The organism is Mesobacterium pallidum (assembly GCF_019966535.1).
Lineage (GTDB): Bacteria > Pseudomonadota > Alphaproteobacteria > Rhodobacterales > Rhodobacteraceae > Mesobacterium > Mesobacterium pallidum.
Genome location: NZ_JAIMID010000011.1, coordinates 44,527 through 70,561 on the forward strand (window position 1 = coordinate 44,527; position 26,035 = coordinate 70,561).

Genomic DNA, 26,035 nt, shown 5'->3' on the forward strand with positions numbered 1-26,035 from the left:
GAATTAGCGTCTTTGGGCAACCTTTAGCCTGGTGATTTTATGCCCAAGATCGGGATGGAGCCTATACGGCGGGCAGCGCTGGTGAAAGCCACGATTGCCGAGATCGGCGAGGCGGGGACGCTGGACGTCACCGTCAGCCAGATCGCGAAACGCGCCGGCATGTCCAGCGCGCTGGCGCATCATTACTTCGGTGGCAAGGAACAGATCTTCCTCGCCGCGATGCGGCACGTGCTGGCGCTTTATTCCGCCGAGGTGCGCGGCGCGCTGATGATGGCCGACAGCCCGCGTGCCCGGGTCGAAGCGGTGATCCGCGCCAGTTTCACCCAGCAGAATTTCCGCCCCGAGGTGATCGCGGCCTGGCTGAACTTCTACGTTCTCGCGCAGATCTCGCCCGAGGCCATGCGCCTTTTGCGGATCTACCATGCGCGCCTCCTGTCGAACCTGACCCATGCGCTGCGTCCGCTTGCCGGCGACGCGGCGCCGGGCCTCGCGCAGCGCGTCGCGGGGTTGATCGACGGGCTCTACCTACACCAGTCGCTGGGGCAGGGCACACCGGATGGCGCGGCAGCGGTGGCACAGGTCATCGCGGCGCTGGACTGCGGACTCAAGGAAAGCTGATGCGCCCCAATATCCTCATCATCATGGTCGACCAGCTGAACGGGACCCTGTTCCCCGACGGCCCCGCCGACTGGCTGCATGCCCCGACGCTGAAAAAGCTGGCGGCCGAGTCCGTGCGCTTCCCGAATTGCTACACCGCCTCGCCGCTTTGCGCGCCTGGGCGGGCCAGCTACATGTCGGGTCAGCTGCCGTCGGTGACCGGCGTCTACGACAACGCGGCCGAGTTCGGCTCGGACATCCCGACCTATGCGCATCACCTGCGCCGGGCCGGGTACTACACGGCGCTTTCGGGCAAGATGCATTTCGTCGGCCCCGACCAGCTGCATGGGTTCGAAGAGCGCCTGACCACCGACATCTACCCGGCCGATTTCGGCTGGACCCCGGACTACCGCAAGCCGGGCGAGCGGATCGACTGGTGGTATCACAACATGGGGAGCGTCACCGGCGCGGGCGTGGCCGAGATCTCGAACCAGATGGAATATGACGACGAGGTCGCGCATTTCGCCAAGATGAAGGTCTATGATCTCGCGCGCGGCCACACCGGCCGCCCCTGGTGCCTTACGGTCAGCTTCACCCATCCGCACGATCCTTACGTGACGCGCAGGAAATACTGGGACCTCTACAAGGATTGCGAGCATCTGATGCCCGAGGTCGGCCCGATCCCCTACGACGATCAGGACCCGCATTCGAAACGCATCTTCGACGCCAACGACTGGCGCAGCTTCGATATCAGCGACGAGGACGTGCGCCGCTCGCGCCGGGCCTATTTCGCCAACATCTCCTATCTCGACGACAAGATCGCCGAGGTGCTCGAGGCGCTGGAGACGACGCGCCAGGCCGAGACCACGGCGATCCTCTTCGTGTCGGACCACGGCGACATGCTGGGCGAACGGGGGCTGTGGTACAAGATGAACTTCTTCGAGGGCTCGGCCCGCGTGCCGATGATGCTCAAGGCGCCGGGGCTGGCGCCCGCCCGCGTCGACGCCCCGGTCAGCAACATCGACGTCTGCCCGACGCTCTGCGACATCGCCGGCGTCAGCATGGACGAGGTCATGCCCTGGACGGCCGGCGAAACGCTTCTTCCTTACGCGCGCGGCACCGAACGCACCGCGCCCGTCGCCATGGAATACGCGGCCGAGGCGTCCTATGCCCCCATGGTCTGCCTGCGCCAGGGCCGGTGGAAATACACCCGCTGCGCGCTCGACCCCGAGCAGCTCTTCGACCTCTCGGCCGATCCGCACGAGCTCAGCAACCTCGCGGAAACCCCGACCGGCGACGCCGCCGAAGCCCTCGCCCATTTCCGCGCCATGGCTGATGCGCGCTGGGACCTCGACCGGTTCGACGCAGAGGTGCGCCGCAGCCAGGCCCGCCGCTGGGTGGTCTACGAGGCGCTGCGCCAGGGCGGCTACTACCCCTGGGACTTCCAGCCGCTGCAAAAGGCTTCGGAACGCTACATGCGCAACCACATGGACCTCAACGTGGTCGAAGAAAACCAGCGCTTCCCGCGCGGCGAATGACCGAAATGCCCCCGCCCGGCCCGATCCAGCGGCGCGCGCGTACCGCGCGCCCGGTGTCAGCCCCGCCGCCCGTCGGGCGACGTAGCCGGTTTGCCTCCGGCGGGAGTATTTCGGGAATAATGAAAGTACAGGCACACCCCATGTTCTTCGTGTTCCCCAAGGCCGATCCGCACAAGCGCGCCGACCTTGCCGCTCCGATCGCCTCGCTCCTTCATCGTTTTGAAAATACCTCGGGGGCGTCCGCCCTGGCGGACGGGGGCAGCGCCCCCAGGCACCCCATCCACAAGGACCCCCGCTGATGGAATCCGATTACGTCATCGTCGGCGCCGGCTCGGCCGGCTGCGCCATGGCCTACCGCCTGTCCGAGGCGGGTGCCTCGGTGCTCGTCATCGAACATGGCGGCACGGATGCGGGCCCCTTCATCCAGATGCCCGCCGCGCTCAGCTACCCGATGAACATGCGCCGCTACGACTGGGGCTACGAGAGCGAGCCAGAGCCGCACCTGGGCGGCCGGCGCCTCGTGGTGCCGCGCGGCAAAGTGATCGGCGGGTCCTCGTCCATCAACGGCATGGTCTACGTGCGCGGCCATGCGCGCGATTACGATCACTGGGCCGAGGTCGGCGCGGATGGCTGGAGCTATGCCGACGTGCTGCCCTACTTCAAGCGCATGGAATCCTGGCACGACGGCGGCCATGGCGGCGACCCGGACTGGCGCGGCAAAGACGGCCCGCTGCATGTCACGCGCGGGCCGCGCCGGAACCCGCTGTATCATGCCTTCGTCGAGGCGGGGCGCCAGGCCGGCTACCCGGTCACCGACGATTACAATGGCCGCCAGCAGGAAGGCTTCGGCCCGATGGAGCAGACCGTCTGGCGCGGCCGGCGCTGGTCGGCGGCCAATGCCTACCTGCGCCCGGCGCTGAAACGCGCCAATTGCGACCTCGTCCATGGGCTTGCCTGCCGCGTCGTCATCGACCAGGGCCGCGCCACCGGCGTCGAGATCGCCCGCGGCGGCCGGCGCGAGATCATCAAGGCCCGGCGCGAGGTTATCCTCGCCGCCAGTTCGATCAACTCGCCCAAGCTCTTGATGCTGTCGGGGATCGGTCCCGGCCGGCACCTCGCCGAGCACGGGATCGAGGTCATCGCGGACCGCTCCGGCGTCGGGCAGAACCTGCAGGACCACCTCGAGGTCTATTACCAGTTCGCCGCGCGCAAGCCGATCACGCTCTATTCCTACTGGAACCTGTTCTGGAAGGGAGTCATCGGCGCGCAGTGGCTGTTCACCAAGACCGGCCTCGGCGCCTCGAACCAGTTCGAAAGCGCGGCCTTCATCCGCTCGCGCGCGGGGATCGACTACCCTGACATACAGTACCATTTCCTGCCGCTCGCCGTGCGCTATGACGGCAAGACCGCGGCCGAGGGGCATGGCTTCCAGGCCCATACCGGGCCGATGCGCGCCGCCTCGCGCGGGGCCGTCACCCTGCGCAGCGCCGACCCGGTCGAGGCGCCGCGCATCGCCTTTAACTACATGTCCGACGCGCAGGATTGGGTCGATTTCCGCACCTGCCTGCGGCTCACGCGCGAGATCTTCAGCCAGGACGCCTTCCGCGAGCACGTCAAGCACGAGATCCAGCCGGGCGCCGACCTGCAGACCGACGACGAGCTCGACGGTTTCATCCGCGACCATGCCGAAAGTGCCTACCATCCCTGCGGCACCGCCCGCATGGGGCGGCGGGACGATCCGGGCGCCGTGGTCGACCCCGAGACGCGGGTGATCGGCGTCGATGGGCTGCGGCTGGCCGACAGCTCGGTCTTTCCGCGCATCACCAACGGCAACCTCAACGGGCCGTCGATCATGGTGGGCGAAAAGGCCGCAGACCACATCCTTGGCCGCAGCCCGCTGCCCGCGGCGAACGACGCGCCCTGGATCAACCCGAACTGGGAAACGGCGCAAAGGTGACAGCCCCGCGCCATTGGTAACCATGCCCGCCGCTTTCGCTTGAAACGCGAAAGCGGCGCGGCCATCTTAACGAAATGTTAAGACTTCGTTCCTTATTTGTTTCCATCGCGCTGGCCTGTGCCGCGCCGGCGCTGGCCGGCCCGCAGGGCGTGATCTCGGTCGTCGACGGCGACACGATCGACGTGGGCGGTGAACGCATCCGCCTGCACGGCATCGACACGCCCGAGGATGACCAGAGCTGCGGCGGCGGGGCCACGCCCATGTGGGCCTGCGGTGCCTGGGTCACGCGCGAGGTGCGCGCCCGCTACCAGGGCCGCCACGCCCTGTGCGAGGGGATTGAACGCGATCGCTACGGCCGTCTCGTGGCCAAATGCGTGGTCGAAGGGCGGGACATGGGCGATGCGCTGGTCGCGGAGGGGCTGGCCTTTGCCTATCGCACCTACTCGATGGACTACGACCTCACGGAAAAGCAGGCCGCGATTCGCCATGTCGGCCTGCATGGGCAGGGGGTGCAGCCGCCGCACCTGTTCCGCGACGCGCAGCGCAGCGTGCAGGCCCGGCAGACCGTCACGGCCGCGCCCGATGGCTGCGTGATCAAGGGCAACATCTCGAAGAACGGGCGGATTTTCCATGTTCCCGGCCAGGAATGGTACGACCGAACCCAGATCAGCCCGCACAAGGGCGAGCGCTGGTTCTGCACCGAAGCCGAAGCCCTTGCGGCCGGTTGGAGAAAGGCGCGGCGCTGATGCCTCTTTTGATCGGGATCAAGGTGTGACCCTGCGCCCTGCGCCAATGTGATCCCGACACGAAGAACAGGAGGATCACATGTCCCATACCCCCCATGAGCTGCACGAGGAATTCCCGGAATTCGCCGCGCGCATCAGCGAGCTAAAAGCAAATGACACCCATTTCGCGAACCTTGCGGACAAGTACCACGAGTTGAACCGCGCCGTGCACCGCGCGGAGACCAACGTGGAGCCGGTCGAGGAAATGACCGAGGTGCAGATGCGCAAGGAGCGGGCCGCGCTGAAGGACGCGCTTTACAAGCTGCTGAGCGCCGCCGAGGCGTGAGCAGCGGCTGAGCAATGCAAAGGGGGCGGATCCGGATGGACCCGCCCCCTTGGCATCGGGGAAGGGGAAGTCGCCGGTTGGGTCCAGGGTTCAAAGAGCTGAACTTACTGGCCATCAGCGGTAGATCGCGGGACTCAAATTGTTCAAAGCTGCTTGATCTGGTGCCGGAGTCCGACGAGACTGGTAATCTCGGTATTCGAATGGGCCTCGGGCAATGATCAGAAACATGGGTTTGAGCGCGGCTTTTTGTGTTCTCTTGGGCAGCGCTTCTTCTGCAGGTGTATGTGACTATCGTCTCAGCCAACTGGCCAGTCCCAAGACTGCAACGGCTGTTGCTACGGCAAGCGGCGCCGGTGCGACCGTGGGGCCGGCAACCATGGCGATCGGCGGACTCTACTTTTTCCCGCATGCAACCAGCGGGACATTAATGCTGGGTTCAACCCTCGCTGGAGCTTCCGGGGCCGGAACAGTCGGCATCATCGGCGGTAGCGGATTTGCAGCAACTGTACTTGCAGTCATCACTGCGCCAATCACATTGATCCTAGCAGGCGGCACAGCAATCTCGGTTGGTGGACTCGAGGCTGGGTGCTATTTTGTGGATGAACGAATAACCGAGGAACAAGAGGTACTTGCCGTCCTCAGGAAAGTCGCGTTGACTGCCAATGAGGACTACTTCAAGTTATTTGACGTGGATGAAAAGGAAGCTGCAGAGACGGGGACCTTCAGCCGGGTGCGTATTGTCGGCGAGGACGAAACGTATGAATTTTACGCAGTTTCGAAGCTCTACATTGTGAATGGAGAGTTGCTTCATAGAGATTGGGGTTTCAACACTTCGTTGGGAAACATTGCTGCGTCGGTTGTTGCGGAACCTTAGGTACTTTTTGGCTCCATTGTCAGTGATGACTCATGATGCTTGGCCTAACAACGTTGTTGCGTACGACCTCTTCCGCTTGTTGCTTCCTGATATGTGGCATTTAAGCTTTCGAAGTACGCTTGAATCCGAATGGTTTTTTGCCACAACAGGCGCACCGTTGCATGTTTTGACAACGACGTCCGCCTTTTCTGCGGGTCGCTTGAAGCGGTGGCACGCCCTCACTCCACATCATAGGGCAGCACCCCCCGCGCATTCGGATCGATGCTCAGCCGCCGTTCCAGCGGCGGCACCGACCGCTGATGACAGCGGGTCCGTTCGCAGATCCGGCACGAGATGCCGATGGGCTCGTAGGCCCGCGCATTGCCGACGTCCAGGTCGTCCGCATAGACCAGCTGCGGCGCGTGGGTGACCTCGCAGCCCAGCGCGATGGCAAAGCGGCGCACGGGCGCGCCAAAGCTGCCGCCCGGTTTCGACACGTCCCGGGCGAGGCTGACATAGCGCACGCCGTCGGGCGTCTCGGCCAGCTGGCGCAGGAAGCGGCCGGGCGTCTCGAAGGCGCGGTGGACGTTCCAGAGCGGGCAGGCCCCGCCGAAGCGCGCGAATTGCAGCCTTGTGGCCGAGTGGCGCTTGGTGATCGTGCCGGCCTGGTCCACGCGGACGAAAAAGAACGGGATGCCCTTGGCACCCGGTCGTTGCAGGGTCGAGAGGCGATGGCACACCTGCTCGATCGAGGCGCCGAAACGGTGGCTCAGCAGCTCGAGGTCATGGCGGACCCGCTGCGCCTCTTTCAAAAAATCCGTGTAGGGCATCAGCGCGGCCCCGGCGAAGTAATTCGCAAGGCCCACCTTGGCGATGGCCCGCGCTTCGTTGGTCTGGAAGCGGGCGAGGTCCAGCGTCGCCTCGAGCAGCTTGTCCTGCCGCACGAGGGCCAGTTGCAGCAAGAGCTGGAAGGCCTGCGTCTCGGGCGCGGCGCGGGAGGACAGGGTCAGGCAGCGTTCCTCGGGGTCGAACTGGCGAACTGCGGCGACATCGCGGTGCTCGACCCGTATCCCGATGCTCTTCAGCGCGGCCTCGGCGGCCTGGGGCACGCGGCGACTGTCGCCCGCTTGCCGCGCGAATTGCTCGGCCGCGCGGTCCACCGCGTCGATGTAATTGTCGCAATAGTGGAAGAAATCGCGCACCTCCTCCCAGGGGGAGGGCTTGGTGCGCGCATCCTCGCGCCCCAGCGCCTCGTCGAGGCTGGCGAGCCGCTCATGCGTCTGCCGATAGGCCCGGTGCAACGCCAGGAAGGCATGGGCAAAGGCCGGCGCGTTCGAGGCGGTCAGGCGCAGGTCGGCCTCGGGCGGGATGTCGTCAAAGACCGGGTCGGCCAGCGCCTCGCGCATGTCGCTGACCAGCCGGTCCGCGTCGCCGGTGCTCAACTCGGTCACGTCCATGCCGAATTGCTGCGCCAGCGCCAGCACGACCGTGGTCGACACGGGCCGCGCGTTCTTTTCCATCTGGTTGAGATAGGGCAGGGAGATGCCCAGCTTGGCCGCGAAATCCTTTTGCGTCAGGCCAAGGCGCAGGCGCTGTTCGCGCAGCTTGGCGCCGGCATAGAGTTTTTGCGTGGCCATGGCGGCTCCGGACTTTGCATGTTTGCAATCATCCGGAGCCTAGGTTTGCAAAGCGGCGCCCGCAAGCGCTGCGATCACATGCCCGCAATGCGCCGTTGCCGGCGGATCACGATGAACATCGCGATGAGTCCGCAGATCAGCGAGGTGAGCATCAAGAGCACCAGCGGCGTCTCGCCCGTCTCCGGCCCCAGGATCAGCCCGGCCAGGAAGGACAGCGCCGCCCCGCCGCCGATCATGATGGCGCCGCCCAGCCCGCTGGCCGCGCCCGCCTGTTTCGGCCGCACGGCCAGGTAGCCGGCGGTGGCATTGGGGATGATCAGGCCGTTGCCGAGGCCAACCAGGATGACCAGCCCGAAGAAGGTGTAGGGAGAGGCCTGGCCCGAAAGCCCGATCACCAGTTCGACCAGAAGGGCGCCGATGGCCAGCGTCAGGCCCGCGATGGCCATGGTGTTGATGCCGTAATGCACCGCGTAGCGGCCCGAGAGCCCGTTCCCGACAGCATAGCCGATGGCCGGCGCGCCAAGGAACCAGCCCAGCGTCTGCGGCGACAGCCCGTAGATGTCGCTGCCGACGAAGGGCGCCCCGCCGAGAAAGGCAAAGAACGACCCCGACCCCAGCGCGCAGGCCAGCGAATAGCCCCAGAACCGGGGCGAGCGAAGCAGTTCGGGGTAGTCGCGCAGCTGCTTGCCCAGGCTGTTGTCGCTGCTTTTCGGCGCGGTCTCGCCGCTGTCGGCCCAGATCAGCACGGTCAGCCCCACGCCGACGATCGCGAGGAACCAGAAGTTCGTGCGCCAGCCCAAAAGCCCGTCCAGCTGACCGCCGACGATGGGCGCGACCAGCGGAACGATGGCCATGCCCATGGTCACGTAGGCGATCCGCGAGGCCGCCTTTTCGCCGTCCACCGTGTCGCGCACGATGGCGCGGCTCAGCCCCATGCAGACGGTGACGACCGCCTGCACGGCGCGCAGCCCCAGCACGGCCCAGAAGTTTGTCGTGAGCGGAATCGCGATGGTCGCCAGCAGGAACACCGTCAGGCCGCCCAGCAGCACGGGCCGCCGCCCCAGCGCGTCGGAAATCGGCCCGGCCACGATCTGGAAAAAGGCCGAGGACAGCAAGAAGACGCTGATCGTCCAGCTCATCTGGGCCGAGCTGACCTGGAATTCCGCCCCCATCGAGGGGAGCGAGGGCAAGTAGATATTCGTCGCCAGGGCCGAGATCGAGGCCATGGCAATCAGGGTGCCGATATGCGGCGGGGAAGACCTGTCGAGAAAGACAGTGGTTTGCGCGCTACTCATGAGCGAAAGGGGTAGGCAGAAGGAAAAGTCTTGTCCATCCGCCTTGCAGGTCATCGTCACGCATTTCGCAAATTTGCAATTCGCAAAACATGCATTTGCAATGCTTTGCAAATTTGCTCAATTGTGCTTTGTGTCTGCGCCCGGCTTCGCTACAACGCAGAAAACATAGGGCGAGGAGACCAGCCGATGAAGGATATCCTGCACGAGCTCGAAGCGCGCCGGGGCCAGGCGCGACTTGGCGGCGGCGAAAAGCGCATCGAAGCCCAGCATGCCAAGGGCAAGCTGACGGCGCGCGAGCGGATCGAATTGTTGCTCGACGAAGGCTCTTTCGAAGAATTCGACATGTTTGTCGCCCATCGTTGCACCGACTTCGGCATGGAAAAGCAGCGCCCCTATGGCGACGGCGTGGTGACCGGCTGGGGCACGATCAACGGCCGCATGGTCTATGTCTTCAGCCAGGATTTCACCGTCTTCGGCGGGTCGCTGTCGGAAACCCATGCACAGAAGATCTGCAAGATCATGGACATGGCGATCCAGAACGGGGCGCCCGTCATCGGCATCAACGATTCGGGCGGTGCCCGGATCCAGGAGGGCGTGGCATCGCTCGCCGGTTATGCCGAGGTGTTCCAGCGCAACATCATGGCCTCGGGGGTGATTCCCCAGATCAGCGTCATCATGGGCCCCTGCGCCGGCGGTGCGGTCTATTCGCCGGCCATGACCGACTTCATCTTCATGGTGCGGGACAGCAGCTACATGTTCGTCACCGGCCCCGACGTGGTGAAGACCGTGACCAACGAACAGGTGACTGCCGAAGAATTGGGCGGCGCCTCGACCCATACGAAAAAATCCTCGGTTGCCGATGGCGCCTTCGAGAACGACGTCGAGGCGCTGGCCGAGGTGCGGCGCCTTGTCGATTTCCTGCCGCTGTCGAACCGAGAAAAGCCGCCCGTGCGCCCGTTCTTCGACGAACCGGGCCGGGTGGAAAAAAGCCTCGACACGCTGATCCCCGACAACGCCAATGCGCCCTACGACATGAAGGAACTGATCCTCAAGGTCGCGGACGAGGGCGATTTCTACGAGATCCAGGAGGATTTCGCCAAGAACATCATCACCGGGTTCATCCGGCTCGAAGGGCAGACCGTGGGCGTCGTGGCGAACCAGCCGATGGTGCTGGCCGGGTGCCTCGACATCGACAGCTCGCGCAAGGCCGCGCGGTTCGTGCGGTTCTGCGACTGTTTCGAGATCCCGATCCTGACGCTGGTGGACGTGCCGGGTTTCCTGCCGGGGACCAGCCAGGAATACGGCGGCGTCATCAAGCACGGCGCCAAGCTGCTGTTTGCCTATGGCGAGGCGACGGTGCCCAAGGTGACCGTGATCACCCGCAAGGCCTATGGCGGCGCCTATGACGTGATGGCGTCGAAACACCTGCGGGGCGATTTCAACTACGCCTGGCCGACGGCCGAGATCGCGGTGATGGGCGCCAAGGGCGCGACCGAGATCATCCATCGCGGCGACCTTGGGAATGCCGACAAGATCGCGGCCCATACCAAGGATTACGAGGACCGGTTCGCCAACCCCTTCGTCGCGGCCGAACGTGGCTTCATCGACGAGGTGATCCAGCCGCGGTCCACCCGTCGCCGTGTCAGCCGCGCCTTCGCCTCGCTTCGCAACAAGAAGCTGACGAACCCGTGGAAAAAGCACGACAATATTCCGCTGTAAGGGCAGGGGCTTAGCGATATGGCCAAGGGCTGGTACATCGACCGGGGCGTTGATGTCGTGACAGTGTCACGGCGCGTCCCTGTCCGCTTCGACCTTGCGGTCGAGGCGCGCCTGCCCCTGGCGCGCAGCCTGACGCGGGTCGCCCAGCAGGTGCGCCAGGACCTCTGGCGCGCCCTGCGGGACCTGCGCGGATTTGCCCCCGCCGTCCGGGTCGAACGGCAGGCCGATGCGCTGCTGGTCCGCGCGGGCGGGCAGGTGGACGGGCCGATCCCGGCGACGGCCGCGCGCCGCGTCGCGGCGCTGCTCGAAAGCCCCGTGCATCGCGCGCGGTGGCAGAGGTGGGCGTCATGATCCGCGGAACCGGCTGGCTTGGCCTGGTGTTGTCCCCGAAAGGAGGACACCATGACCCAGAGCCACGGAGCGTCCATCAAGGACGACGAGACCTACGAAGCCTTGCGCGCGGATGGCGCGTCCAAGGAAAAGGCCGCGCGGATCGCCAATGCACGGGCCTCGCGCCGCTTTTCGCCGTCGAAAAAGGGCGGCCGGGCCGGTCCCTACGAGGACTGGACCAAGGATGCGCTCTACCAGCGCGCAAGGGAGATCGGCATCGACGGCCGGTCGGACATGACCAAGGGCGCGCTTATCCGGGCCTTGCGCTCGCACTGATCCTGCTCGCCGCGCCCGCCTGGGCGCAGGACAGCCTCGTGCCCTCGGGCCAACCGGTCGAGCTGTTCGACGTGTTGGTCGACGAGGACGGCACCACGCGCTGGCGCTTTCTTGCGCCCGAGGTCCGCAGCCTCGACAGCGACGCGGTGCTGGACGACATGCAGGCGCTCTGCGAGACCTTCGTGCTGCCCAGCCTCGACGGCGAGGAAGAGGGCGAACGGATCATCGTCAGCCTGATGGATATCCCGGTCGAATTCGGCAAGATCACGCCGGAGGCGCGCCAGCATTTCGAGGTCTACACGCTCGAGAACGGCACCTGCATATGGGAGATGTTCTGATGCTCCCACAACATGTTGCGGGCCTCTCTTCATGCAGCGGCGGGCTTGCGTCTTCCGCGTCACAGCAAACCTGCCTTGCGCCGGGCGCGTATCGCGGAGCCTTGATTTCAGGTATGCTCGGGACTGGCCGTGGTGACGCGGCCGAGCCAACGCAACTGGTCCAGGGGGCGCCGCGCGCGACCTGCACCGCATTTGGAAACAGGAGACAGGCATGTCCAAGAGCATCAAGCTTCTCGCCCTTCTGGGCGTCGTCGGCACCTTCGCGGCCTGCGGCAGCACCGAGGAAGACTACGTGGTCGTCCAGCCCGAGCCGATTTCGGCCGAGCCGGTCTACACCGGCAAGTACAAGTAAGACCCGCGCGGGGCAGGCCGGTCGGCCGGCCCCGCACGTGGCCGCCTTTGCGCAGGATCAAGGTGCCGCGGCGGTCATCCTGTATCCTGTGTCCAACCGGGCCCGTTCGGCGGCGCGGTTTGCGACAACGGGAGCCACAGAGACATGCGCAACATTTCCGGAATTTTCCTCGCGGGCGCGTCGCTTGCCCTGCTGGCCGCCTGCGCGCAGGAACCTGCGCCGGTCGGGATGTCGCCGATCTTTGACAAGTACGGCGACCCCAGCTGCCCGGGCGGCTACAGCCTTGTCGATGACATCTGCGTGCCGCGTCCCGATGACCGGCCGCATGACGACGGGTCTGTCGCGGGGACTCCTGCTGGTGGGGCGGCCGGTGCCGGCACCGGCCCGACAACGGGCCGCGGCACCCGGAACACCAACCAGACCCAGAACACCAATCAGAATACCAACCAGGCCCAGAATACCAACCAGAACAACAAGCCCTGAGGGTCGGCGCGGCGCGCGTCCGGCACGGGCCGGAGGCGCGCCATGCTGAAGCACAGGGGCTTTCCCGGGCGTATGCCCGGTACCGATTACCAGTTCGTCATCCGTCGCGCGAACCCCAAGGGCGTCACGCCGCTGACCCCGCGCGAACGCTTCCGAGATCGCAAGCCGGCCGACCGGCGGGCGGATGCCGCCTTCATGGCGGCCCTCTGGGCGCATTTCGGCGATGAACCGTTCGAGCGGGGCAACCTCGACGCCGGCCGGCTGTCCTGGCTCTTTGGCCGCGAGGTCAAACCCTACGACCCCGACACCTTCGACCCGGCCAGCTACGAATCGCTTCTGGTGATCGACGAGGCCGTCGCGCGCGCCGCCTTTCCCGACGCGATGAACGGGAATTGGGCATGACCTCGCACCCAGAAATTCTATTTAGGCGAGAATTGGCCGACGCCTCTTCCTTTGCGTCAAGGTTGTTGCAAAGTAGGCGAAAGTGGCAGACGCTTGAGATCGACGGCTACGGGCCGGTCCACCATATTTCGGGCCGCGTTCTTCTCCGTTACCCTTCCCCTGAAGGGCGGCTGGTTGCGTCCCTTTACCAGCCGCCCACCCCTTTTCCCCCACAGGTCAGAGCCTCCCGCGCCAGTCGCGCCCGCTCCCTTTGGGATCGCCCCTGTTCAACCACAGGTGCAGCACTTCGAATTCGCACCAATTCCGTACACGGACCCGCGCGGGAGGCGCGGCCAAGACACCACGAAGGGACATGTGATGTTTGACAAGATCCTCATCGCGAACCGGGGCGAGATCGCCTGCCGGGTCATCAAGACGGCGCGCAAGATGGGCATCAGGACGGTGGCGGTCTATTCCGACGCCGACCGCCATGCGCTGCATGTCGAGATGGCGGACGAGGCCGTGCATATCGGCCCGCCGCCCGCCAACCAGTCGTATATCGTGATCGACAAGATCATGGAGGCGATCCGCCAGACCGGCGCGCAGGCGGTGCATCCGGGCTACGGCTTCCTGTCCGAAAACCCCAAGTTCGCCGAGGCGCTGGCGGCCGCAAACATCGCCTTTGTCGGACCCCCGGTCGGCGCGATCGAGAAGATGGGCGACAAGATCACCTCGAAGAAGATCGCGCAGGAGGCGGGCGTCAGCACGGTGCCCGGCTACATGGGCCTGATCGAGGACGCCGAAGAGGCGGTGAAGATCTCGAACCAGATCGGCTACCCGGTGATGATCAAGGCCTCCGCCGGCGGCGGCGGCAAGGGCATGCGGATCGCCTGGACCGATGCCGAGGCGCGTGAGGGCTTCCAGTCGTCCAAGAACGAGGCGGCGAGCAGCTTTGGCGACGACCGCATCTTCATCGAGAAATTCGTGACGCAACCGCGCCATATCGAGATCCAGGTGCTGGCCGACACGCACGGGAATGCGGTCTACCTGCATGAACGCGAATGCTCGATCCAGCGCCGCAACCAGAAGGTCGTCGAAGAGGCGCCGAGCCCCTTCCTGGACGAGGCCACCCGCAAGGCGATGGGCGAACAGGCCGTCGCCCTGGCCAAGGCCGTGGGCTATGCCAGCGCCGGCACGGTGGAATTCATCGTCGACGGCGACAGGAACTTCTACTTCCTCGAGATGAACACGCGCCTTCAGGTCGAACACCCGGTGACTGAGTTGATCACCGGCGTCGACCTGGTCGAGCAGATGATCCGCGTCGCGGCGGGTGAAAAGCTGCCCTTCGCGCAGGAGGACCTGAAGATAACCGGCTGGGCGATCGAGAACCGGCTTTACGCCGAGGACCCGTATCGCGGCTTCCTGCCCTCGATCGGCCGCCTGACCCGCTACCGCCCGCCGATCGAGATCGCATCCGGTCCGATGGCGGCCGCCGGCACATGGCATGGCGACGCGCCCACCGGCAAGACCGCCGTGCGCAACGACACCGGTGTCTTCGAAGGCGGCGAGATCTCGATGTATTACGACCCGATGATCGCCAAGCTCTGCACCTGGGGCGAGACGCGCGATGCGGCCATCGAGGAGATGCGCCAGGCGCTCGACCGGTTCGAGGTCGAGGGGATCGGGCACAACCTGCCGTTCCTCGCCGCCGTGATGGATCACCCGAAATTCATCAGCGGCGACATGACCACCGCCTTCATCGCCGAGGAATATCCCGAGGGGTTCGAAGGCGTGGAACTGTCCGACGACTGGCTCAAGAAGATCGCCGCCTCCTGCGCCGCGATGCACCGGGTCGCCGAGATCCGGCGCACCCGCGTGTCGGGCCGGATGGACAACCACGAACGCCACGTGGGCGAGGAATGGAACGTCGCGCTGCAGGGCACCGATTACACAGTCAGGATCGACGCCGACCATGACGGGTCGACCATCGCCCTGCCCGACGGGACCTCGCACCGGGTCGAGGGCAGCTGGACCCCCGGCGACCAGCTGGCCGAGATGACCGTCGACGGCCAGCCCATCGCGCTGAAGGTCGGCAAGATCTCTGGCGGGTTCCGCATCCGCTTCCGCGGCGCCGACCTCAAGGTCCATGTGCGCACCCCGCGCCAGGCGGAACTGGCGCGGCTGATGCCGGAAAAACTGCCGCCCGACACGTCGAAACTGCTGCTCTGCCCGATGCCTGGCCTCGTGGTGAAGATCGACGTGGAAGTGGGGCAGGAGGTGCAGGAGGGCCAGGCGCTCTGCACCATCGAGGCGATGAAGATGGAGAACATCCTGCGCGCCGAGAAGAAATCCATCGTCACCAAGATCAACGCCGGGGCCGGCGACAGCCTGGCCGTGGACGAAGTGATCATGGAATTCGAATGATCCCATGGCCACGCGCATCGCATATCGGCTAACGCCTGGTTCACCTTTCCCTGTCAGGGTGCCCGCACCCGCGACCGGGAAAGGAGCCTGCGATGCGCGCGGCCATATTGGCGCTTTGCGCCGGCCTCTCCTTGTCCGCCTGCAAGCTGGACAAGGAAGAGAGCCTGCGCAGCCTCGTCTCGGACTGGCTGTTCCTGGACGAGACCTACCATTTCACCTCCAAGGCGACCTGCACGGTGGCCGTGTTCCGCCTAACCTCGTCCGAGGTCAAGATGGCGGTGCCGCGCGCCCGCGACGTGCAGAAGGCGCTGCGGCTGATCCGCGGCGGCCGGCCGGTGCTGTTCGACATGGCCGGGTCCTCGCCCAACGCGGTGTCGGAACAGGTGATGTCCAAGGCACTGGAAGAGGGGCTGGGCCTGATCTCGACCGTCACGGGGCCCAGCGAGACATGCATGGACGACGAGGCCATCCTGCGCGGCTTTGCCCGGGTGGTGATGGCCGACGCCACCCTCACGCTTTACGATGCCGGCCGGAACATGCTGATCCTGATCTACCCGCCGGAAAACCTCGCCTTCGTGCTGCGCGGCAACGTCTGAGCAACGCGCCGACCGCGCGCCCGTGGTGCGGTCAGGATGCCTCCGGCGGGAGTATTTGTGGAATAATGAAAGCAGGGGCGCGGATCCCTTTCATCTTGCCGGTATATTCCGGGGGGGGCGCCAGTGTCGCGCCAGTGGTCCGAGAGACACGGGCGGCGGGGCTGGCCCCCCGGGGGCGGGGTCAGCGCGCCTCGCGCAGCTCCTGCTGGCGCAACGGCATCTTGTCGATCGAGCGCATGATCTCTCGCACGTCCCAGGGGAAGGGCTTGCGCAGGTACACCTCTCCGTCCTTGGACATGAGCACCAGCATGAAGCCGCGCGGCCGCATCCTGTCGCGCGCCTCGGACCCGGTGGCGGGGTCGGAATCGACCAGCACCACAACGTCGCGTTCGGCCAGCTCGTCCGCACGCGTGGCGAGGTATTCCATCTGCTGCTGGAACCGGGGGTCGTTTTCGCTGTCGGCAAAGACCAGCACTGGCCGATGGGTCCAGAGGAAGTCGTCCAGGGATGCCTCGGCGGCCGGGCGGAACAGCCCGCCCTCGTCGGTCACGGGGTCCGTCACTGCGGCCTGCGCCACCGCGCCCGTCGCCATCCACAGCAAAGTCGAGAACACCGCGATTAGTCGTGTCATGTCAGCTCCTTGTTCCAAGGATATAGGTGCGACCCCGCACTTGCACAAAGTTTTTAATCTTAATCCTTCCTCCAGAGGTCTCTGCCCATGATGCCTGCGCCGACATCTGTCCGGGGCGCGGGTCTTGCGCCCCCGGTGCGCCGGGAGCTTTGGCATGGATATCACCCTGCACGTGGGGGCGCATCGCTGTGCCTCGACCTCGTTCCAGTATTACCTGCGGGTCAATGCCGTGGCCCTTCAGGCGCGCGGGATCGCGGTCTGGGGTCCCAAGCGGCTGCGCAGCGGGATGCTGCACGGGCTGGGTCACCAGCCGCTCAGCGCGGCGGATCGCAAGGCGGCCGCGCGGGCGCAGGGGCGCATCCGGCTGAACCTCGCCACCGCCGCGCAGTCGGGCATCACCCAGGTGCTGGTGAGCGAGGAGAACCTGCTGGGTTCGATCCGGTCCAACCTGCGGCGCCAGCGGCTTTACCGCGACGCGGGCGAGCGGATGGCGCGGGTCGCAGGCGCCTTTGGCAGCGTCACCCGCGTGGTGCTGGTGGTGCGGCCACAGGATCAATACTGGGCCTCGGCCACCGGCCTTGGCATCGCGCGCGGGATCGCCGCGCCGACGCAGGACCGGCTCGACCGGCTGGTGACGCAGCCGCGCAGCTGGCGCGACGTGGTGACGGATCTCGCCTGTGCCGTGCCGGGGGCCGAGATCCTGGTGCTGCCCTTCGACCGGGTGGCGGGCCGGCCCGACACGCTGCTGCGCACGGCGACCGGCGGCGCCCCGGCCCCGCGCGAGGGGCGCGAGGCCTGGCGCCTGGCCACTCCGCCCACGCCCGTGCTGCGTGCCATCCTGCGCGAGCGGGGCGAGACCACGCCGATGCCCGAGGGCGACGGCCGCTGGGACCCATTCAACGACCTGCAACGGGCGACCTTGCGGGAAATCTGGGCGGACGACCTGTTCTGGCTGCGTGCCGGTGCGGACGGCCTTGCCCAATGGCTAGAGGAAGAGACCCCCAGCTTGCAGGCCGTCAAGGCCCCGGGGGCAGAGGACAGAGGATATGCCCATGACAAAGAGGGACACATGGTCTGAGCTCGCGGAAAAGGACCTCCGCGGCCGCCCGGTGGAGGACCTGACCTGGAAGACGCTGGAAGGCATCGACATCCAGCCGATGTATTCCGAGGAGGACGTCGCCGGCCTGCCGCATCTTGGCACGCTGCCGGGGCAGGCGCCGTTCACCCGCGGGGTCAAGGCGACGATGTATGCCGGGCGCCCCTGGACGATCCGGCAATATGCCGGCTTCTCGACCGCCGAGGAGTCGAACGCCTTCTACCGCAAGGCGCTGGCGGCGGGTCAGCAGGGTGTCTCGGTCGCCTTCGACCTCGCCACCCACCGCGGCTATGACAGCGACCATCCCCGGGTCGAGGGCGATGTGGGCAAGGCCGGCGTCGCGATCGACAGCGTTGAGGACATGAAGATCCTCTTCGACGGCATTCCGCTGGACAAGGTGTCGGTGTCGATGACCATGAACGGCGCCGTGATCCCAGTGCTGGCAAGCTTCATCGTCACCGGCGAAGAGCAGGGCCATGACCGCGCGCTGCTGGCGGGGACCATCCAGAACGACATCCTCAAGGAGTTCATGGTCCGCAACACCTATATCTACCCGCCCGAACCCTCGATGCGGATCATCTCGGACATCATCGAATACACGTCGAACGAAATGCCGAAATTCAACAGCATTTCGATTTCCGGTTACCACATGCAGGAGGCGGGCGCGAACCTGGTGCAGGAGCTGGCCTATACCCTCGCCGACGGCAAGGAATACGTGAAGACGGCGATGGGCGCCGGCATGGATATCGACAAGTTCGCCGGGCGGCTGTCGTTCTTTTTCGCCATTGGCACCAACTTCTTCATGGAGGCGGCCAAGCTGCGCGCCGCCCGCCTGCTGTGGTACCGCATCATGGACGACCTCGGCGCCAAGAACCCGCGCTCCAAGATGCTGCGGACGCACTGCCAGACGAGCGGGGTCAGCCTTGCCGAACAGGACCCCTACAACAACGTCATCCGCACGGCGTATGAGGCGATGTCGGCGGTCCTGGGCGGCACGCAATCGCTGCACACCAACGCGCTGGACGAAGCCATCGCGCTCCCGACCGAGTTCAGCGCCCGCATCGCGCGCAACACCCAGCTGATCCTTCAGGAGGAAACCGGCGTCACCAAGGTGGTCGATCCGCTGGCGGGCTCCTACTACGTCGAAAAGCTGACCCATGACCTGGCCGAGGCCGCGTGGAAGCTGATCGAGGAAGTGGACGAGATGGGCGGCATGACCAAGGCCGTGGCCTCTGGCATGCCCAAGCTGCGGATCGAGGAAACCGCGGCCCGGCGCCAGGCCGATATCGACCGCGGCACGCAGGTCATCGTTGGCGTCAACAAGTACCGGCTCGAGAAAGAGGATGAGCTCGACATCCTCGACATCGACAATGCCAAGGTCCGGGACAGCCAGATCGCCCGGATCGAAAAGACCCGCGCCGCGCGGGACCAGGCCGCCTGCGATGCGGCGCTCGCGGAACTGACGCGGCGGGCAAAGGACGGGGGCAACCTGCTCGAGGCGGCGGTCGAGGCCGCCCGCGCCCGGGCCACAGTCGGAGAGATCTCCATGGCAATGGAAAAGGAATTCGGCCGCCACCGCGCCGAGGTCAAGACGCTCGCCGGGGTCTACGGCGCCGCCTACGAGGGCGACGAAGGCTTTGCCGCGATCCAGAAGGATATCGAGACCTTCGCCGAGGAAGAGGGCCGTCGCCCGCGCCTCTTGGTGGTCAAGATGGGCCAGGACGGGCATGACCGGGGCGCCAAGGTGATCGCCACGGCCTTTGCCGACATCGGCTTCGACGTGGACGTGGGCCCGCTGTTCCAGACGCCCGCCGAGGCGGCGCAGGACGCCGTCGACAACGACGTGCACGTGGTCGGCATCAGCTCGCAGGCGGCGGGGCACAAGACCCTGGCGCCGCAGCTGATCAAGGCGCTCGAGGAAAAGGACGCCGGCGACATCATCGTGATCTGCGGCGGGGTGATCCCGCACCAGGATTACGAGTTCCTGAAAAAGGCGGGGGTCAAGGCGATCTTCGGCCCGGGCACCAATATCCCGGCAGCCGCGCGCGACATCCTCGACCTGATCCGCGCCGCCCGCGCGTGACCGAAACGGCCCTTGCCCCACGGGGCGGGGGCCACCTATCCTGCCCCCCGGGCGCCATGCGGGAGGGCAGCAGATGACGGGCAAGGTGACGGGGATCGGCGGGCTCTTCTTTCGCGCCCGCGACCCGCAGACGCTGGCCGCCTGGTACGCGACGCACCTCGGCGTCGGCGGCGACCCGGTCTGGCCGCAAGAGGCCGGGCCGACCGTCTTCGCCCCCTTCAAGGCCGACACCGATTACTGGCCCGAACGCACCCAATGGATGCTGAACCTGAGGGTCACCGGCCTCGACGACCTCCTGGCCCGGCTGGCTGCTGCCGGGATCGAGGCCGAAACCCGCCCCGAGGAATGGGACCACCCCGAGGTTGGCCGCTTTGCCCGCATCCACGACCCCGAGGGCAATCCGATCGAACTTTGGGAGCCGCCTGCATGAAGTAAGGCCCGCCGAACTTCTCGGGCATGGCTTGGGCCCGCGGGTCGCTCCGCATCGGCGACCCTGTCGTCTCGCGTCCGGTTTCTACCCCACGGTCCTGGCCGCCATCGCGCCCCTCGCCACTTCCGCCCTCTGATCCAATTTCATTGTGCCGATAAACTCCGGGGGTTTGGGGGCAGCGCCCCCAAGGCCTGCGTGATGAGGCGCAAACGGACCTGTGCGCCAGCGGCGCACCGCCGGATCAGAGGCCGAGCACCAGCCGCCCCTTTGCGCGGGAACAGCAGGCCATCATGCGCCGCCCCTCGGTGCGTTCGGCCTTCGTGAGCACGGCATCGCGATGGTCGGGCGTGCCCTCCAGCACCGCCACCTCGCAGGAGCCGCAGATCCCCTCGCGGCAATCGCAGGCCAGGTCGATCCCGGCGGCCTGCACCACGTCCAGCAGGCTGCGACCCGCTGGCACCTCCAGCTCGAGCCCGCTATCGGCGAGGGCGACGCGGAAGGCCTCGTCCGTGGCGCCGGCGGGCCGGGGCGCTGCCTCGAACCGCTCGACATGCAGCGCGCCCTCGGGCAGGTCCAGCGCCTCGAGTGCCTCGATCATCCGGCCCGGCCCGCAGGCATAGACCTGCGCACCGGGGCTCCGCCCGGCGACCAGCGCCGCCAGGTCGCAGCGCCCGCCGTCGTTCGATACGTGCAGCACCGCGCCCAGCGCCTTGGCGCGGCCCAGCAGCGCCATCCGGACCCGCGAGCGCCCCGCGTAATGCAGCGCGAAGGGCTTGCCCAGGGCCGCCAGCCGGTCGGCCATGGCGAGGATCGGCGTGATGCCGATGCCGCCCGCGATCAGCAGGTACGCCGGCGCCGTCTCGTCGAGGCGGAAGAGGTTCGAGGGGCCGCGCAGCCGCAGTTCGGTCCCCGGCCGCAGGCCGTCATGCAGGGCGGCTGACCCGCCGCGCCCGGCGTCTTCGCGCAGGATCGCAATGTCCCAGGCGCCATCGCGGCCGCAGAGTGAATACTTCCGGTCGAACCCGCCAAAGCTCAGCTCTACATGCGCGCCGGGGGACCAGCCGGGCAGGGGGCGGCCGCGCGCGTCCTCGAGCGTGACGCCCAGCACGCCCTCCGCCTCCTGCCGCACTGACGTCACCCTCACGGGACGAGACACGTCCCGCCGCGCAGGCGCGCCGACGGCAAAGTCGCGCGGGGCGCCGACCTGCGCGGGCAGCGCGCTGACGTCCCAGTCGACATGCACCGCCTCGGGGCCCCGGAACGAGGTGTTGGGCAGGTAGGAGAAGTCCTGCTCGGACAGCCGCAGGCCGGGGATGCGGCGCGACATCTCCTCGAGAAAGATCCGCATCTCCATCCGGCCGATGTTCTTGCCCATGCATTGATGCGACCCGTAGCCGAAGGTCAGGTGATCGGTCGTGTTCTCGCGCATGATGTCAAAGCGGTCCGGCTCTTCGAAATGGCGCGGATCATGGTTGGCGCTGGCCGTCACGATCAGCAGCTTGGCGCCCTCGGGCAGGTCCACCCCGCCAAGGCGCGCCGGCGTGGTCACCTGCCGCCGCCAGGCCACGACGGACCCCGCATGGCGCAAACATTCCTCGACCGCGTTGGGGATCAGCGACGGGTCGGCGCAGACATCCTCCCAGGCCTGGCGATGCGTCAGCATCAGCCGGAACATGTTGGCCGAGGCCAGCGAGGTCGTCTCATGCGCCGCCACGATGATCGCCATCATCATCGAATGCAGGTAATTGTCGGTCACCACATCCGGCATCACCGCGTTCTGGCGGATCGCGTAATGCATCCAGCCGGGCCCGTCGGGCTCGGCCCGCATCCGGTCGAGCACCTCACCGGCGTAACGCCAGAACTTGCCGACCGAATGGGCGACTTCCAACTGCTCTTCGGGGCTGGGCCGGCCCCAGGTGTTGACCGTGTGGGCGACGGAGAACCGCTTGAAGGTCTCGAAATCATCCTCCGGAACCCCGAGGAAATCCAGGGCCACGGCCAGTGGCACCTCGTACAGCAGATCGCCCACCAGTTCCGCCCGGCCGCGGTTGATGAACCGGTCGATCCGCTCTGCGGTCAGCGCACGGATGCGCGCGGCGCGGGGTTCGAGGTTCTCGGGGATGAAATGCTCCATCAGCGCGCGGCGGCGGGCCATATGGGCGGGCTCGTCCTCGTTCACCAGGGTGCGGTTCAGCGCGAAATCGTAGCCCTTGAGGATCTCGAGCGCCTCGGGCCGCACCGGGGTGATCTTTTCCAGCACGATGCAGGGCGAATAGGTGATGTTGTCGCGAAAGACCGCCTTGATGTCGTCGTAACGGCTGACCACCCAGTAACCGAGCCTGGGCGCGAAAAAGACCGGCAGCTGCTCGCGCGACCAGCGCAGGGCCTCGGCCGGGTCGGCCTGGTAGGGGGTGTCGAACGGGTCGAACGCCGCCGCCTGCGCGTGAAAGGGGCAGCCTTCGGCGCCCGTTGCCTGGTGTCCGTCCATGTCCTGCCTCCCTCGCATCGCGCAAAGGCTATCCGGGGGCCACAGGGGCGTCAACGCGGCCTGCCGCTGCGGCAAAGGTCGCGGGCCTGTCGAATTGACTGGATTTTTCCGGGAACGCGGCCAAAAATCTGCCTGAAGACCAAGAGTTTGGGGCACATCGATGGAATTGGATCACCTGGCCGTATCGGGCGAAACACTCGAGGCGGCGGTGGAGCACGTGGAATCTGCGCTGGGCGTGCGCATGCAGCCCGGCGGGAAACATGCGCTTTTCGGCACCTGGAACCGGCTGCTGGGCCTCGGTGAGGGGCTGTACCTCGAAGCGATTGCCGTCGATCCTGTGGCGCCGCCGCCGGGGCGGGCGCGCTGGTTCGGGCTGGACGATTTCGCGGGTCCGGCGCGGCTGACCAACTGGATCTGCCGCACCCATGACATCGAGGCCGAGCTGGCCACCTGCACCGAAAAGGCCGGTGGCGCGGTGGCGGTCAGCCGCGGCGATCTCAGCTGGCGGATCACCGTGCCGGACGACGGGCAGATGCCCTTTGACGGCGCCTTCCCGGCCTTCATCGAATGGGAGGGCACGGCGCACCCATCGGTCACGCTGTCTGACAGCGGCTGCGTCTTGCGGCAGCTTACGGTGGCCAGCCCCGACGCGGCGGCCCTCAGCGAGATCATGCGCCGCCGCGTGACCGACCCGCGCATCCGCATCGAAAGCGGCCCGGTGCCCGAGTTCCTGGCCGAGTTCGACACCCCCGCGGGCGTGCGGTCGCTGCAATGATCGTCCGCCCCGCGCGGCCCGGGGATGCGGGCCAGATCGTCGCCTTCTGGAACCCGGTGATCGAAGCGACCACCGTCACCTTTTCGACCGAGTTGAAGACCGAAAGCGGCGTGGCCGCCGATATCTCCGCCCGCGGCGCCGCTTTCCAGGTGGCCGAAGACGACGGCAAGGTGCTGGGATTCGCGACCTATTTCCCTTTTCGCTCGGGCCCGGGCTACCGCCACTCCAAGGAACACACGATCATCCTGTCCCCCGAGGCGCGGGGCAAGGGCGCGGGCCGCGCGCTGATGGAGCGGCTGTTTGACGTGGGCCGGGCCGAGGGCGTCCATGCCCTGATGGCCGGCGTCAGCGCCGAAAACGCGGCGGGCGTGGCCTTCCATGCCGCCATGGGGTTCGACATCCGATGGGTCATCCCCGAGGTCGGGCGCAAGTTCGACCGCTGGATCGACCTCGTGTTGATGCAGAAAATTCTCTGATGTCGCACTGACTTTGGCGCGCCGCAGGGGTATTCTGAGCCCATGTCGATCTGGACCCGCATCACCGAAGCCTTGCAGGCACTGGCCAAGGGCGAGAGCCTGTCGGCGGTGTTCGACCGCCTGCGCACCCCGCCCGAGCGCAGCGTGGCCTTCACCATCGCGGTGATTGCCCTTGGGGCCAAGATGGCCAAGGCCGATGGCCTTGTGACCCGCGACGAGGTGACGGCGTTTCGCGACGTCTTCCAGATCGCGGCCGAAGACGAGGCGGGCGCGGCCCGCGTCTTTGACCTCGCCCGGCGCGACGTCGCGGGCTACGAGGAATATGCCCGCCGGATCAAGGGGATGTTCGGCCCGGGCACGCCGACACTTTGCGACCTGCTCGAGGGGCTTTTCCACATCGCGGTGGCCGATGGCGAATACCATCCGGCCGAAGACGCGTTCCTGCAGAACGTGGCCGAGATCTTCGGCCTGCCGAAATCCGAGTTCGCGGCGCTGCGCGCGCGGTTCGTGCCCGAGGCCGAGCCCGACCCCTACACTGTGCTGGGCGTCAGCCCCGACACCCCCATGGACGAGATCCGCAGCGCCTGGCGGCGCATGGTGCGCGAGAGCCACCCGGACCGGATGATCGCCCGCGGCGTGCCCGAAGAGGCGGTGAAACTGGCCGAGCGGCGCATGGTCGACATCAACCGCGCCTGGGAGGCGATCCAGGCGGAAAGCGTCGGATGACGCGGCCCATCCGCATCGCGACCTACAACGTGGAATGGTTCGATTCGCTCTTTGACGACGCGGGCCAGCCGCTGGCCGACGACGGCTGGTCCGCGCGGCGCGACGTGACCCGGGCCGACCAGCTCGCCGCCCTGGGCATCGTGTTCACCGCGCTCGACGCCGACGCGATCATGGTGATCGAGGCGCCGGACACCCATGCGCGCCGCGACGGCGTGAGGGCGTTGGAAAACTTCGCGAAACTGATGGACCTGCGCGCGAAAAAGGCGCTGATCGGTTTTCCCAACCAGACGCAGCAGGAAATCTCGCTGCTTTACGACCCATACGTGATCGACGCCCGGCACGACCCCATCGGCCTGCCCGAAGGCGGCGCGGGCGAGGCGCCGCGCTTTGACGGGCAGTACCGGATCGACCTGGACGTGGATACGCGGGCCGACCGGGTGGTGTTTTCCAAGCCGCCGCTCGAGGTGGCGATGCAGGTGCGGGGGCGCGACATCCGCATGATCGGCGCGCATCTGAAGTCCAAGGCGCCGCATGGGGCGACCAACCGCGACGAGATCATGCGCCTGTCGATTTCGAACCGGCGCAAGCAGCTGGCGCAGGCGATCTGGCTGCGCGAACGGGTGGCGGCGCATCTGAACGCGGGCGAGAGCGTGATCGTTCTGGGCGATCTGAACGACGGACCGGGGCTGGACGAATACGAAGACCTCTTCGGCCGCTCCTCGGTCGAGATCGTGATGGGCGAGGATGGCGGCCCCTGCCTTTACGATCCCAATGCCGCGCGGGCGCTCAGCGGCAAACTGGCCGCGCAGCCGACCTCGGCCCGGTTCTACATCGGGGCGGAGGAGCGGTACCTGCAGGCGCTGCTCGACTACGTGATGATCTCGCCCGACCTGCGGACCGCCGATCCGCGCTGGCGCATCTGGCATCCGTTCGAGGACCCGGTCTGCTACAACACGCCCGAGCTGCACGATGCGCTTTTGACGGCCTCGGACCATTTCCCGGTCTCGGTCGACCTGGCCCTTTGAAACCGGCGGGGCCGGGCCCATCTTAAGGGGCATGAAACAGCTTGTCCTTGCCGCCCTGATCGCCTTGCCCCTGCCTGCCGCCGCGCAGGAGGAGGGGTCGGACCTGATGAAACGTGGGTTGCAGCTGTTCTTTGACGGCTTGCACGAGGAAATGGAGCCGGCGCTGCGCGAGTTGGACCTCTTGATGGACGACTTCGGCCCTGCGCTGCGTGATTTCGCCACCGAGATGGGGCCGGCCCTGCGGGAGCTCCTTGCCGAGGTGGAGGATTGGAGCGTTTACGAAGCGCCCGAGGTGCTGCCCAACGGTGATATCCTCATCCGCCGCAAGCCCGAGGCGCCGCCGCTGCCGCGCCGCGCCCCGATGATCGCGCCGCCCGAAGAGATCGAGCTGTAGACGC

Annotated in this window: 28 protein-coding genes; 24 read left to right on the forward strand and 4 right to left on the reverse strand. The window is 66.6% G+C overall.

The genetic code is table 11. The features are described from left to right. The first annotated feature begins 39 nt into the window (after nucleotides 1–39). The 7 genes from betI to MF270_RS16335 all read left to right on the forward strand — a co-directional run bounded on the left by betI (nucleotide 40) and on the right by MF270_RS16335 (nucleotide 6,037). Nucleotides 40–618 carry a choline-binding transcriptional repressor BetI gene (gene betI, locus MF270_RS16305; protein WP_238366972.1) on the forward strand — a complete coding sequence of 193 codons (579 nt, stop codon included), beginning with the start codon at nucleotides 40–42 and terminating at the stop codon, nucleotides 616–618. Next, nucleotides 615–2,135, forward strand: coding sequence for a choline-sulfatase (gene betC / locus MF270_RS16310; RefSeq protein ID WP_238367111.1), 1,521 nt, complete (start codon nucleotides 615–617; stop codon nucleotides 2,133–2,135). Before betI ends, betC begins: the two co-directional genes overlap by 4 nt. Nucleotides 2,136–2,275: 140 nt before the next feature. Further along, nucleotides 2,276–2,434 carry a hypothetical protein gene (locus MF270_RS16315; protein ID WP_238366973.1) on the forward strand — a complete coding sequence of 53 codons (159 nt, stop codon included), beginning with the start codon at nucleotides 2,276–2,278 and terminating at the stop codon, nucleotides 2,432–2,434. Beyond that, entirely contained in the window at nucleotides 2,434–4,092 is a 1,659-nt protein-coding gene (gene betA / locus MF270_RS16320) for a choline dehydrogenase (RefSeq protein WP_238366974.1), read from the forward strand. The genes MF270_RS16315 and betA overlap by 1 nt, the downstream gene beginning before the upstream one ends. Nucleotides 4,093–4,166: 74 nt before the next feature. Next, on the forward strand, nucleotides 4,167–4,838 hold the full coding sequence (locus MF270_RS16325; RefSeq protein WP_238366975.1) for a thermonuclease family protein: 672 nt from the start codon (nucleotides 4,167–4,169) through the stop codon (nucleotides 4,836–4,838). A 79-nt stretch (nucleotides 4,839–4,917) separates the two neighbouring features. Then, entirely contained in the window at nucleotides 4,918–5,163 is a 246-nt protein-coding gene (locus MF270_RS16330; RefSeq protein ID WP_238366976.1) for a YdcH family protein, read from the forward strand. Nucleotides 5,164–5,377: 214 nt separating this feature from the next. Continuing rightward, nucleotides 5,378–6,037 carry a hypothetical protein gene (locus MF270_RS16335; RefSeq protein WP_238366977.1) on the forward strand — a complete coding sequence of 220 codons (660 nt, stop codon included), beginning with the start codon at nucleotides 5,378–5,380 and terminating at the stop codon, nucleotides 6,035–6,037. A gap of 218 nt (nucleotides 6,038–6,255) precedes the next feature. Here MF270_RS16335 and MF270_RS16340 read toward each other — a convergent pair whose 3' ends face one another. Both MF270_RS16340 and MF270_RS16345 read right to left on the reverse strand, forming a co-directional pair. After that, nucleotides 6,256–7,653: a helix-turn-helix domain-containing protein gene (locus tag MF270_RS16340; protein WP_238366978.1), complete on the reverse strand. Its 1,398-nt coding sequence runs from the start codon at nucleotides 7,651–7,653 to the stop codon at nucleotides 6,256–6,258. 74 nt (nucleotides 7,654–7,727) lie between these two features. Continuing rightward, nucleotides 7,728–8,948 carry a multidrug effflux MFS transporter gene (locus MF270_RS16345; RefSeq protein ID WP_238366979.1) on the reverse strand — a complete coding sequence of 407 codons (1,221 nt, stop codon included), beginning with the start codon at nucleotides 8,946–8,948 and terminating at the stop codon, nucleotides 7,728–7,730. A gap of 186 nt (nucleotides 8,949–9,134) precedes the next feature. On the opposite strand from MF270_RS16345, the gene MF270_RS16350 reads away from it, so the two are divergent. The 9 genes from MF270_RS16350 to MF270_RS16390 all read left to right on the forward strand — a co-directional run bounded on the left by MF270_RS16350 (nucleotide 9,135) and on the right by MF270_RS16390 (nucleotide 15,907). Next, nucleotides 9,135–10,667: an acyl-CoA carboxylase subunit beta gene (locus tag MF270_RS16350; RefSeq protein WP_238366980.1), complete on the forward strand. Its 1,533-nt coding sequence runs from the start codon at nucleotides 9,135–9,137 to the stop codon at nucleotides 10,665–10,667. Between the two features lie 18 nt (nucleotides 10,668–10,685). Continuing rightward, nucleotides 10,686–11,018 carry a hypothetical protein gene (locus MF270_RS16355; RefSeq protein WP_238366981.1) on the forward strand — a complete coding sequence of 111 codons (333 nt, stop codon included), beginning with the start codon at nucleotides 10,686–10,688 and terminating at the stop codon, nucleotides 11,016–11,018. A 51-nt stretch (nucleotides 11,019–11,069) separates the two neighbouring features. Beyond that, nucleotides 11,070–11,333 (forward strand): DUF7218 family protein, encoded by a 264-nt coding sequence (locus tag MF270_RS16360; RefSeq protein WP_238366982.1) that lies wholly within the window; start codon nucleotides 11,070–11,072, stop codon nucleotides 11,331–11,333. 2 nt (nucleotides 11,334–11,335) lie between these two features. Next, nucleotides 11,336–11,671, forward strand: coding sequence for a DUF6497 family protein (locus MF270_RS16365; protein ID WP_272490796.1), 336 nt, complete (start codon nucleotides 11,336–11,338; stop codon nucleotides 11,669–11,671). A gap of 211 nt (nucleotides 11,672–11,882) precedes the next feature. Then, nucleotides 11,883–12,023: a hypothetical protein gene (locus tag MF270_RS16370; RefSeq protein WP_238366984.1), complete on the forward strand. Its 141-nt coding sequence runs from the start codon at nucleotides 11,883–11,885 to the stop codon at nucleotides 12,021–12,023. A gap of 144 nt (nucleotides 12,024–12,167) precedes the next feature. After that, a complete protein-coding gene (locus MF270_RS16375) occupies nucleotides 12,168–12,506 on the forward strand; it encodes a hypothetical protein (protein ID WP_238366985.1) in 339 nt (112 codons plus the stop codon). 42 nt (nucleotides 12,507–12,548) lie between these two features. Then, nucleotides 12,549–12,908: a hypothetical protein gene (locus MF270_RS16380; protein WP_238366986.1), complete on the forward strand. Its 360-nt coding sequence runs from the start codon at nucleotides 12,549–12,551 to the stop codon at nucleotides 12,906–12,908. A gap of 357 nt (nucleotides 12,909–13,265) precedes the next feature. After that, nucleotides 13,266–15,311, forward strand: a complete 2,046-nt coding sequence (locus MF270_RS16385) for an acetyl-CoA carboxylase biotin carboxylase subunit (RefSeq protein WP_238366987.1) — start codon at nucleotides 13,266–13,268, stop codon at nucleotides 15,309–15,311. 92 nt (nucleotides 15,312–15,403) lie between these two features. Further along, nucleotides 15,404–15,907 carry a hypothetical protein gene (locus tag MF270_RS16390; protein ID WP_238366988.1) on the forward strand — a complete coding sequence of 168 codons (504 nt, stop codon included), beginning with the start codon at nucleotides 15,404–15,406 and terminating at the stop codon, nucleotides 15,905–15,907. 181 nt (nucleotides 15,908–16,088) lie between these two features. On the opposite strand, the gene MF270_RS16395 is transcribed toward MF270_RS16390, so the two are convergent. Next, nucleotides 16,089–16,538: a DUF4174 domain-containing protein gene (locus MF270_RS16395; RefSeq protein ID WP_238366989.1), complete on the reverse strand. Its 450-nt coding sequence runs from the start codon at nucleotides 16,536–16,538 to the stop codon at nucleotides 16,089–16,091. 154 nt (nucleotides 16,539–16,692) lie between these two features. Here MF270_RS16395 and MF270_RS16400 point away from each other — a divergent pair, with 154 nt between their 5' ends. The 3 genes from MF270_RS16400 to MF270_RS16410 all read left to right on the forward strand — a co-directional run bounded on the left by MF270_RS16400 (nucleotide 16,693) and on the right by MF270_RS16410 (nucleotide 20,147). Beyond that, the gene (locus MF270_RS16400; RefSeq protein ID WP_238366990.1) at nucleotides 16,693–17,616 is read left to right on the forward strand and encodes a hypothetical protein; all 924 of its coding nucleotides are present in this window, start codon (nucleotides 16,693–16,695) and stop codon (nucleotides 17,614–17,616) included. Beyond that, nucleotides 17,591–19,717 carry a methylmalonyl-CoA mutase gene (gene scpA / locus MF270_RS16405; RefSeq protein ID WP_238366991.1) on the forward strand — a complete coding sequence of 709 codons (2,127 nt, stop codon included), beginning with the start codon at nucleotides 17,591–17,593 and terminating at the stop codon, nucleotides 19,715–19,717. Before MF270_RS16400 ends, scpA begins: the two co-directional genes overlap by 26 nt. Before the next feature lie 73 nt (nucleotides 19,718–19,790). Then, nucleotides 19,791–20,147 carry a VOC family protein gene (locus MF270_RS16410; RefSeq protein ID WP_238366992.1) on the forward strand — a complete coding sequence of 119 codons (357 nt, stop codon included), beginning with the start codon at nucleotides 19,791–19,793 and terminating at the stop codon, nucleotides 20,145–20,147. A gap of 241 nt (nucleotides 20,148–20,388) precedes the next feature. Here the strand turns inward: MF270_RS16410 and MF270_RS16415 are convergent, their stop codons facing one another. Next, nucleotides 20,389–22,635, reverse strand: a complete 2,247-nt coding sequence (locus MF270_RS16415; RefSeq protein ID WP_238366993.1) for a cytochrome P450/oxidoreductase — start codon at nucleotides 22,633–22,635, stop codon at nucleotides 20,389–20,391. Nucleotides 22,636–22,795: 160 nt separating this feature from the next. On the opposite strand from MF270_RS16415, the gene MF270_RS16420 reads away from it, so the two are divergent. The 5 genes from MF270_RS16420 to MF270_RS16440 are packed head-to-tail and all read left to right on the forward strand — an operon-like array spanning nucleotide 22,796 to nucleotide 26,031. Then, nucleotides 22,796–23,410 carry a VOC family protein gene (locus tag MF270_RS16420; RefSeq protein ID WP_238366994.1) on the forward strand — a complete coding sequence of 205 codons (615 nt, stop codon included), beginning with the start codon at nucleotides 22,796–22,798 and terminating at the stop codon, nucleotides 23,408–23,410. Further along, nucleotides 23,407–23,886, forward strand: a complete 480-nt coding sequence (locus MF270_RS16425) for a GNAT family N-acetyltransferase (RefSeq protein ID WP_238366995.1) — start codon at nucleotides 23,407–23,409, stop codon at nucleotides 23,884–23,886. The genes MF270_RS16420 and MF270_RS16425 overlap by 4 nt, the downstream gene beginning before the upstream one ends. Before the next feature lie 42 nt (nucleotides 23,887–23,928). Then, nucleotides 23,929–24,612, forward strand: coding sequence for a molecular chaperone DjiA (locus MF270_RS16430; protein WP_238366996.1), 684 nt, complete (start codon nucleotides 23,929–23,931; stop codon nucleotides 24,610–24,612). A gap of 8 nt (nucleotides 24,613–24,620) precedes the next feature. Then, on the forward strand, nucleotides 24,621–25,637 hold the full coding sequence (locus tag MF270_RS16435) for an endonuclease/exonuclease/phosphatase family protein (protein WP_238367112.1): 1,017 nt from the start codon (nucleotides 24,621–24,623) through the stop codon (nucleotides 25,635–25,637). 31 nt (nucleotides 25,638–25,668) lie between these two features. Beyond that, on the forward strand, nucleotides 25,669–26,031 hold the full coding sequence (locus MF270_RS16440; protein ID WP_238366997.1) for a hypothetical protein: 363 nt from the start codon (nucleotides 25,669–25,671) through the stop codon (nucleotides 26,029–26,031). The last annotated feature ends 4 nt before the right edge of the window (nucleotides 26,032–26,035 follow it).

What these genes read in the sequence shown, in the direction of transcription:
- MF270_RS16420 (WP_238366994.1), top strand. Translation starts at nt 22,796, where the DNA reads ATGGAATTGGATCACCTGGCCGTATCGGGCGAAACACTCGAGGCGGCG.
- scpA (WP_238366991.1), top strand. Translation starts at nt 17,591, where the DNA reads ATGACAAAGAGGGACACATGGTCTGAGCTCGCGGAAAAGGACCTCCGC.
- betI (WP_238366972.1), top strand. Translation starts at nt 40, where the DNA reads ATGCCCAAGATCGGGATGGAGCCTATACGGCGGGCAGCGCTGGTGAAA.
- MF270_RS16330 (WP_238366976.1), top strand. Translation starts at nt 4,918, where the DNA reads ATGTCCCATACCCCCCATGAGCTGCACGAGGAATTCCCGGAATTCGCC.
- MF270_RS16360 (WP_238366982.1), top strand. Translation starts at nt 11,070, where the DNA reads ATGACCCAGAGCCACGGAGCGTCCATCAAGGACGACGAGACCTACGAA.
- MF270_RS16375 (WP_238366985.1), top strand. Translation starts at nt 12,168, where the DNA reads ATGCGCAACATTTCCGGAATTTTCCTCGCGGGCGCGTCGCTTGCCCTG.
- MF270_RS16390 (WP_238366988.1), top strand. Translation starts at nt 15,404, where the DNA reads ATGCGCGCGGCCATATTGGCGCTTTGCGCCGGCCTCTCCTTGTCCGCC.
- MF270_RS16370 (WP_238366984.1), top strand. Translation starts at nt 11,883, where the DNA reads ATGTCCAAGAGCATCAAGCTTCTCGCCCTTCTGGGCGTCGTCGGCACC.
- MF270_RS16340 (WP_238366978.1), bottom strand. Translation starts at nt 7,653, where the DNA reads ATGGCCACGCAAAAACTCTATGCCGGCGCCAAGCTGCGCGAACAGCGC.
- MF270_RS16335 (WP_238366977.1), top strand. Translation starts at nt 5,378, where the DNA reads ATGATCAGAAACATGGGTTTGAGCGCGGCTTTTTGTGTTCTCTTGGGC.
- MF270_RS16400 (WP_238366990.1), top strand. Translation starts at nt 16,693, where the DNA reads ATGGATATCACCCTGCACGTGGGGGCGCATCGCTGTGCCTCGACCTCG.
- MF270_RS16315 (WP_238366973.1), top strand. Translation starts at nt 2,276, where the DNA reads ATGTTCTTCGTGTTCCCCAAGGCCGATCCGCACAAGCGCGCCGACCTT.
- MF270_RS16385 (WP_238366987.1), top strand. Translation starts at nt 13,266, where the DNA reads ATGTTTGACAAGATCCTCATCGCGAACCGGGGCGAGATCGCCTGCCGG.
- MF270_RS16350 (WP_238366980.1), top strand. Translation starts at nt 9,135, where the DNA reads ATGAAGGATATCCTGCACGAGCTCGAAGCGCGCCGGGGCCAGGCGCGA.
- MF270_RS16380 (WP_238366986.1), top strand. Translation starts at nt 12,549, where the DNA reads ATGCTGAAGCACAGGGGCTTTCCCGGGCGTATGCCCGGTACCGATTAC.
- MF270_RS16345 (WP_238366979.1), bottom strand. Translation starts at nt 8,948, where the DNA reads ATGAGTAGCGCGCAAACCACTGTCTTTCTCGACAGGTCTTCCCCGCCG.
- MF270_RS16430 (WP_238366996.1), top strand. Translation starts at nt 23,929, where the DNA reads ATGTCGATCTGGACCCGCATCACCGAAGCCTTGCAGGCACTGGCCAAG.
- MF270_RS16395 (WP_238366989.1), bottom strand. Translation starts at nt 16,538, where the DNA reads ATGACACGACTAATCGCGGTGTTCTCGACTTTGCTGTGGATGGCGACG.
- MF270_RS16325 (WP_238366975.1), top strand. Translation starts at nt 4,167, where the DNA reads ATGTTAAGACTTCGTTCCTTATTTGTTTCCATCGCGCTGGCCTGTGCC.
- MF270_RS16440 (WP_238366997.1), top strand. Translation starts at nt 25,669, where the DNA reads ATGAAACAGCTTGTCCTTGCCGCCCTGATCGCCTTGCCCCTGCCTGCC.
- MF270_RS16410 (WP_238366992.1), top strand. Translation starts at nt 19,791, where the DNA reads ATGACGGGCAAGGTGACGGGGATCGGCGGGCTCTTCTTTCGCGCCCGC.
- MF270_RS16415 (WP_238366993.1), bottom strand. Translation starts at nt 22,635, where the DNA reads ATGGACGGACACCAGGCAACGGGCGCCGAAGGCTGCCCCTTTCACGCG.
- betA (WP_238366974.1), top strand. Translation starts at nt 2,434, where the DNA reads ATGGAATCCGATTACGTCATCGTCGGCGCCGGCTCGGCCGGCTGCGCC.
- MF270_RS16425 (WP_238366995.1), top strand. Translation starts at nt 23,407, where the DNA reads ATGATCGTCCGCCCCGCGCGGCCCGGGGATGCGGGCCAGATCGTCGCC.
- MF270_RS16355 (WP_238366981.1), top strand. Translation starts at nt 10,686, where the DNA reads ATGGCCAAGGGCTGGTACATCGACCGGGGCGTTGATGTCGTGACAGTG.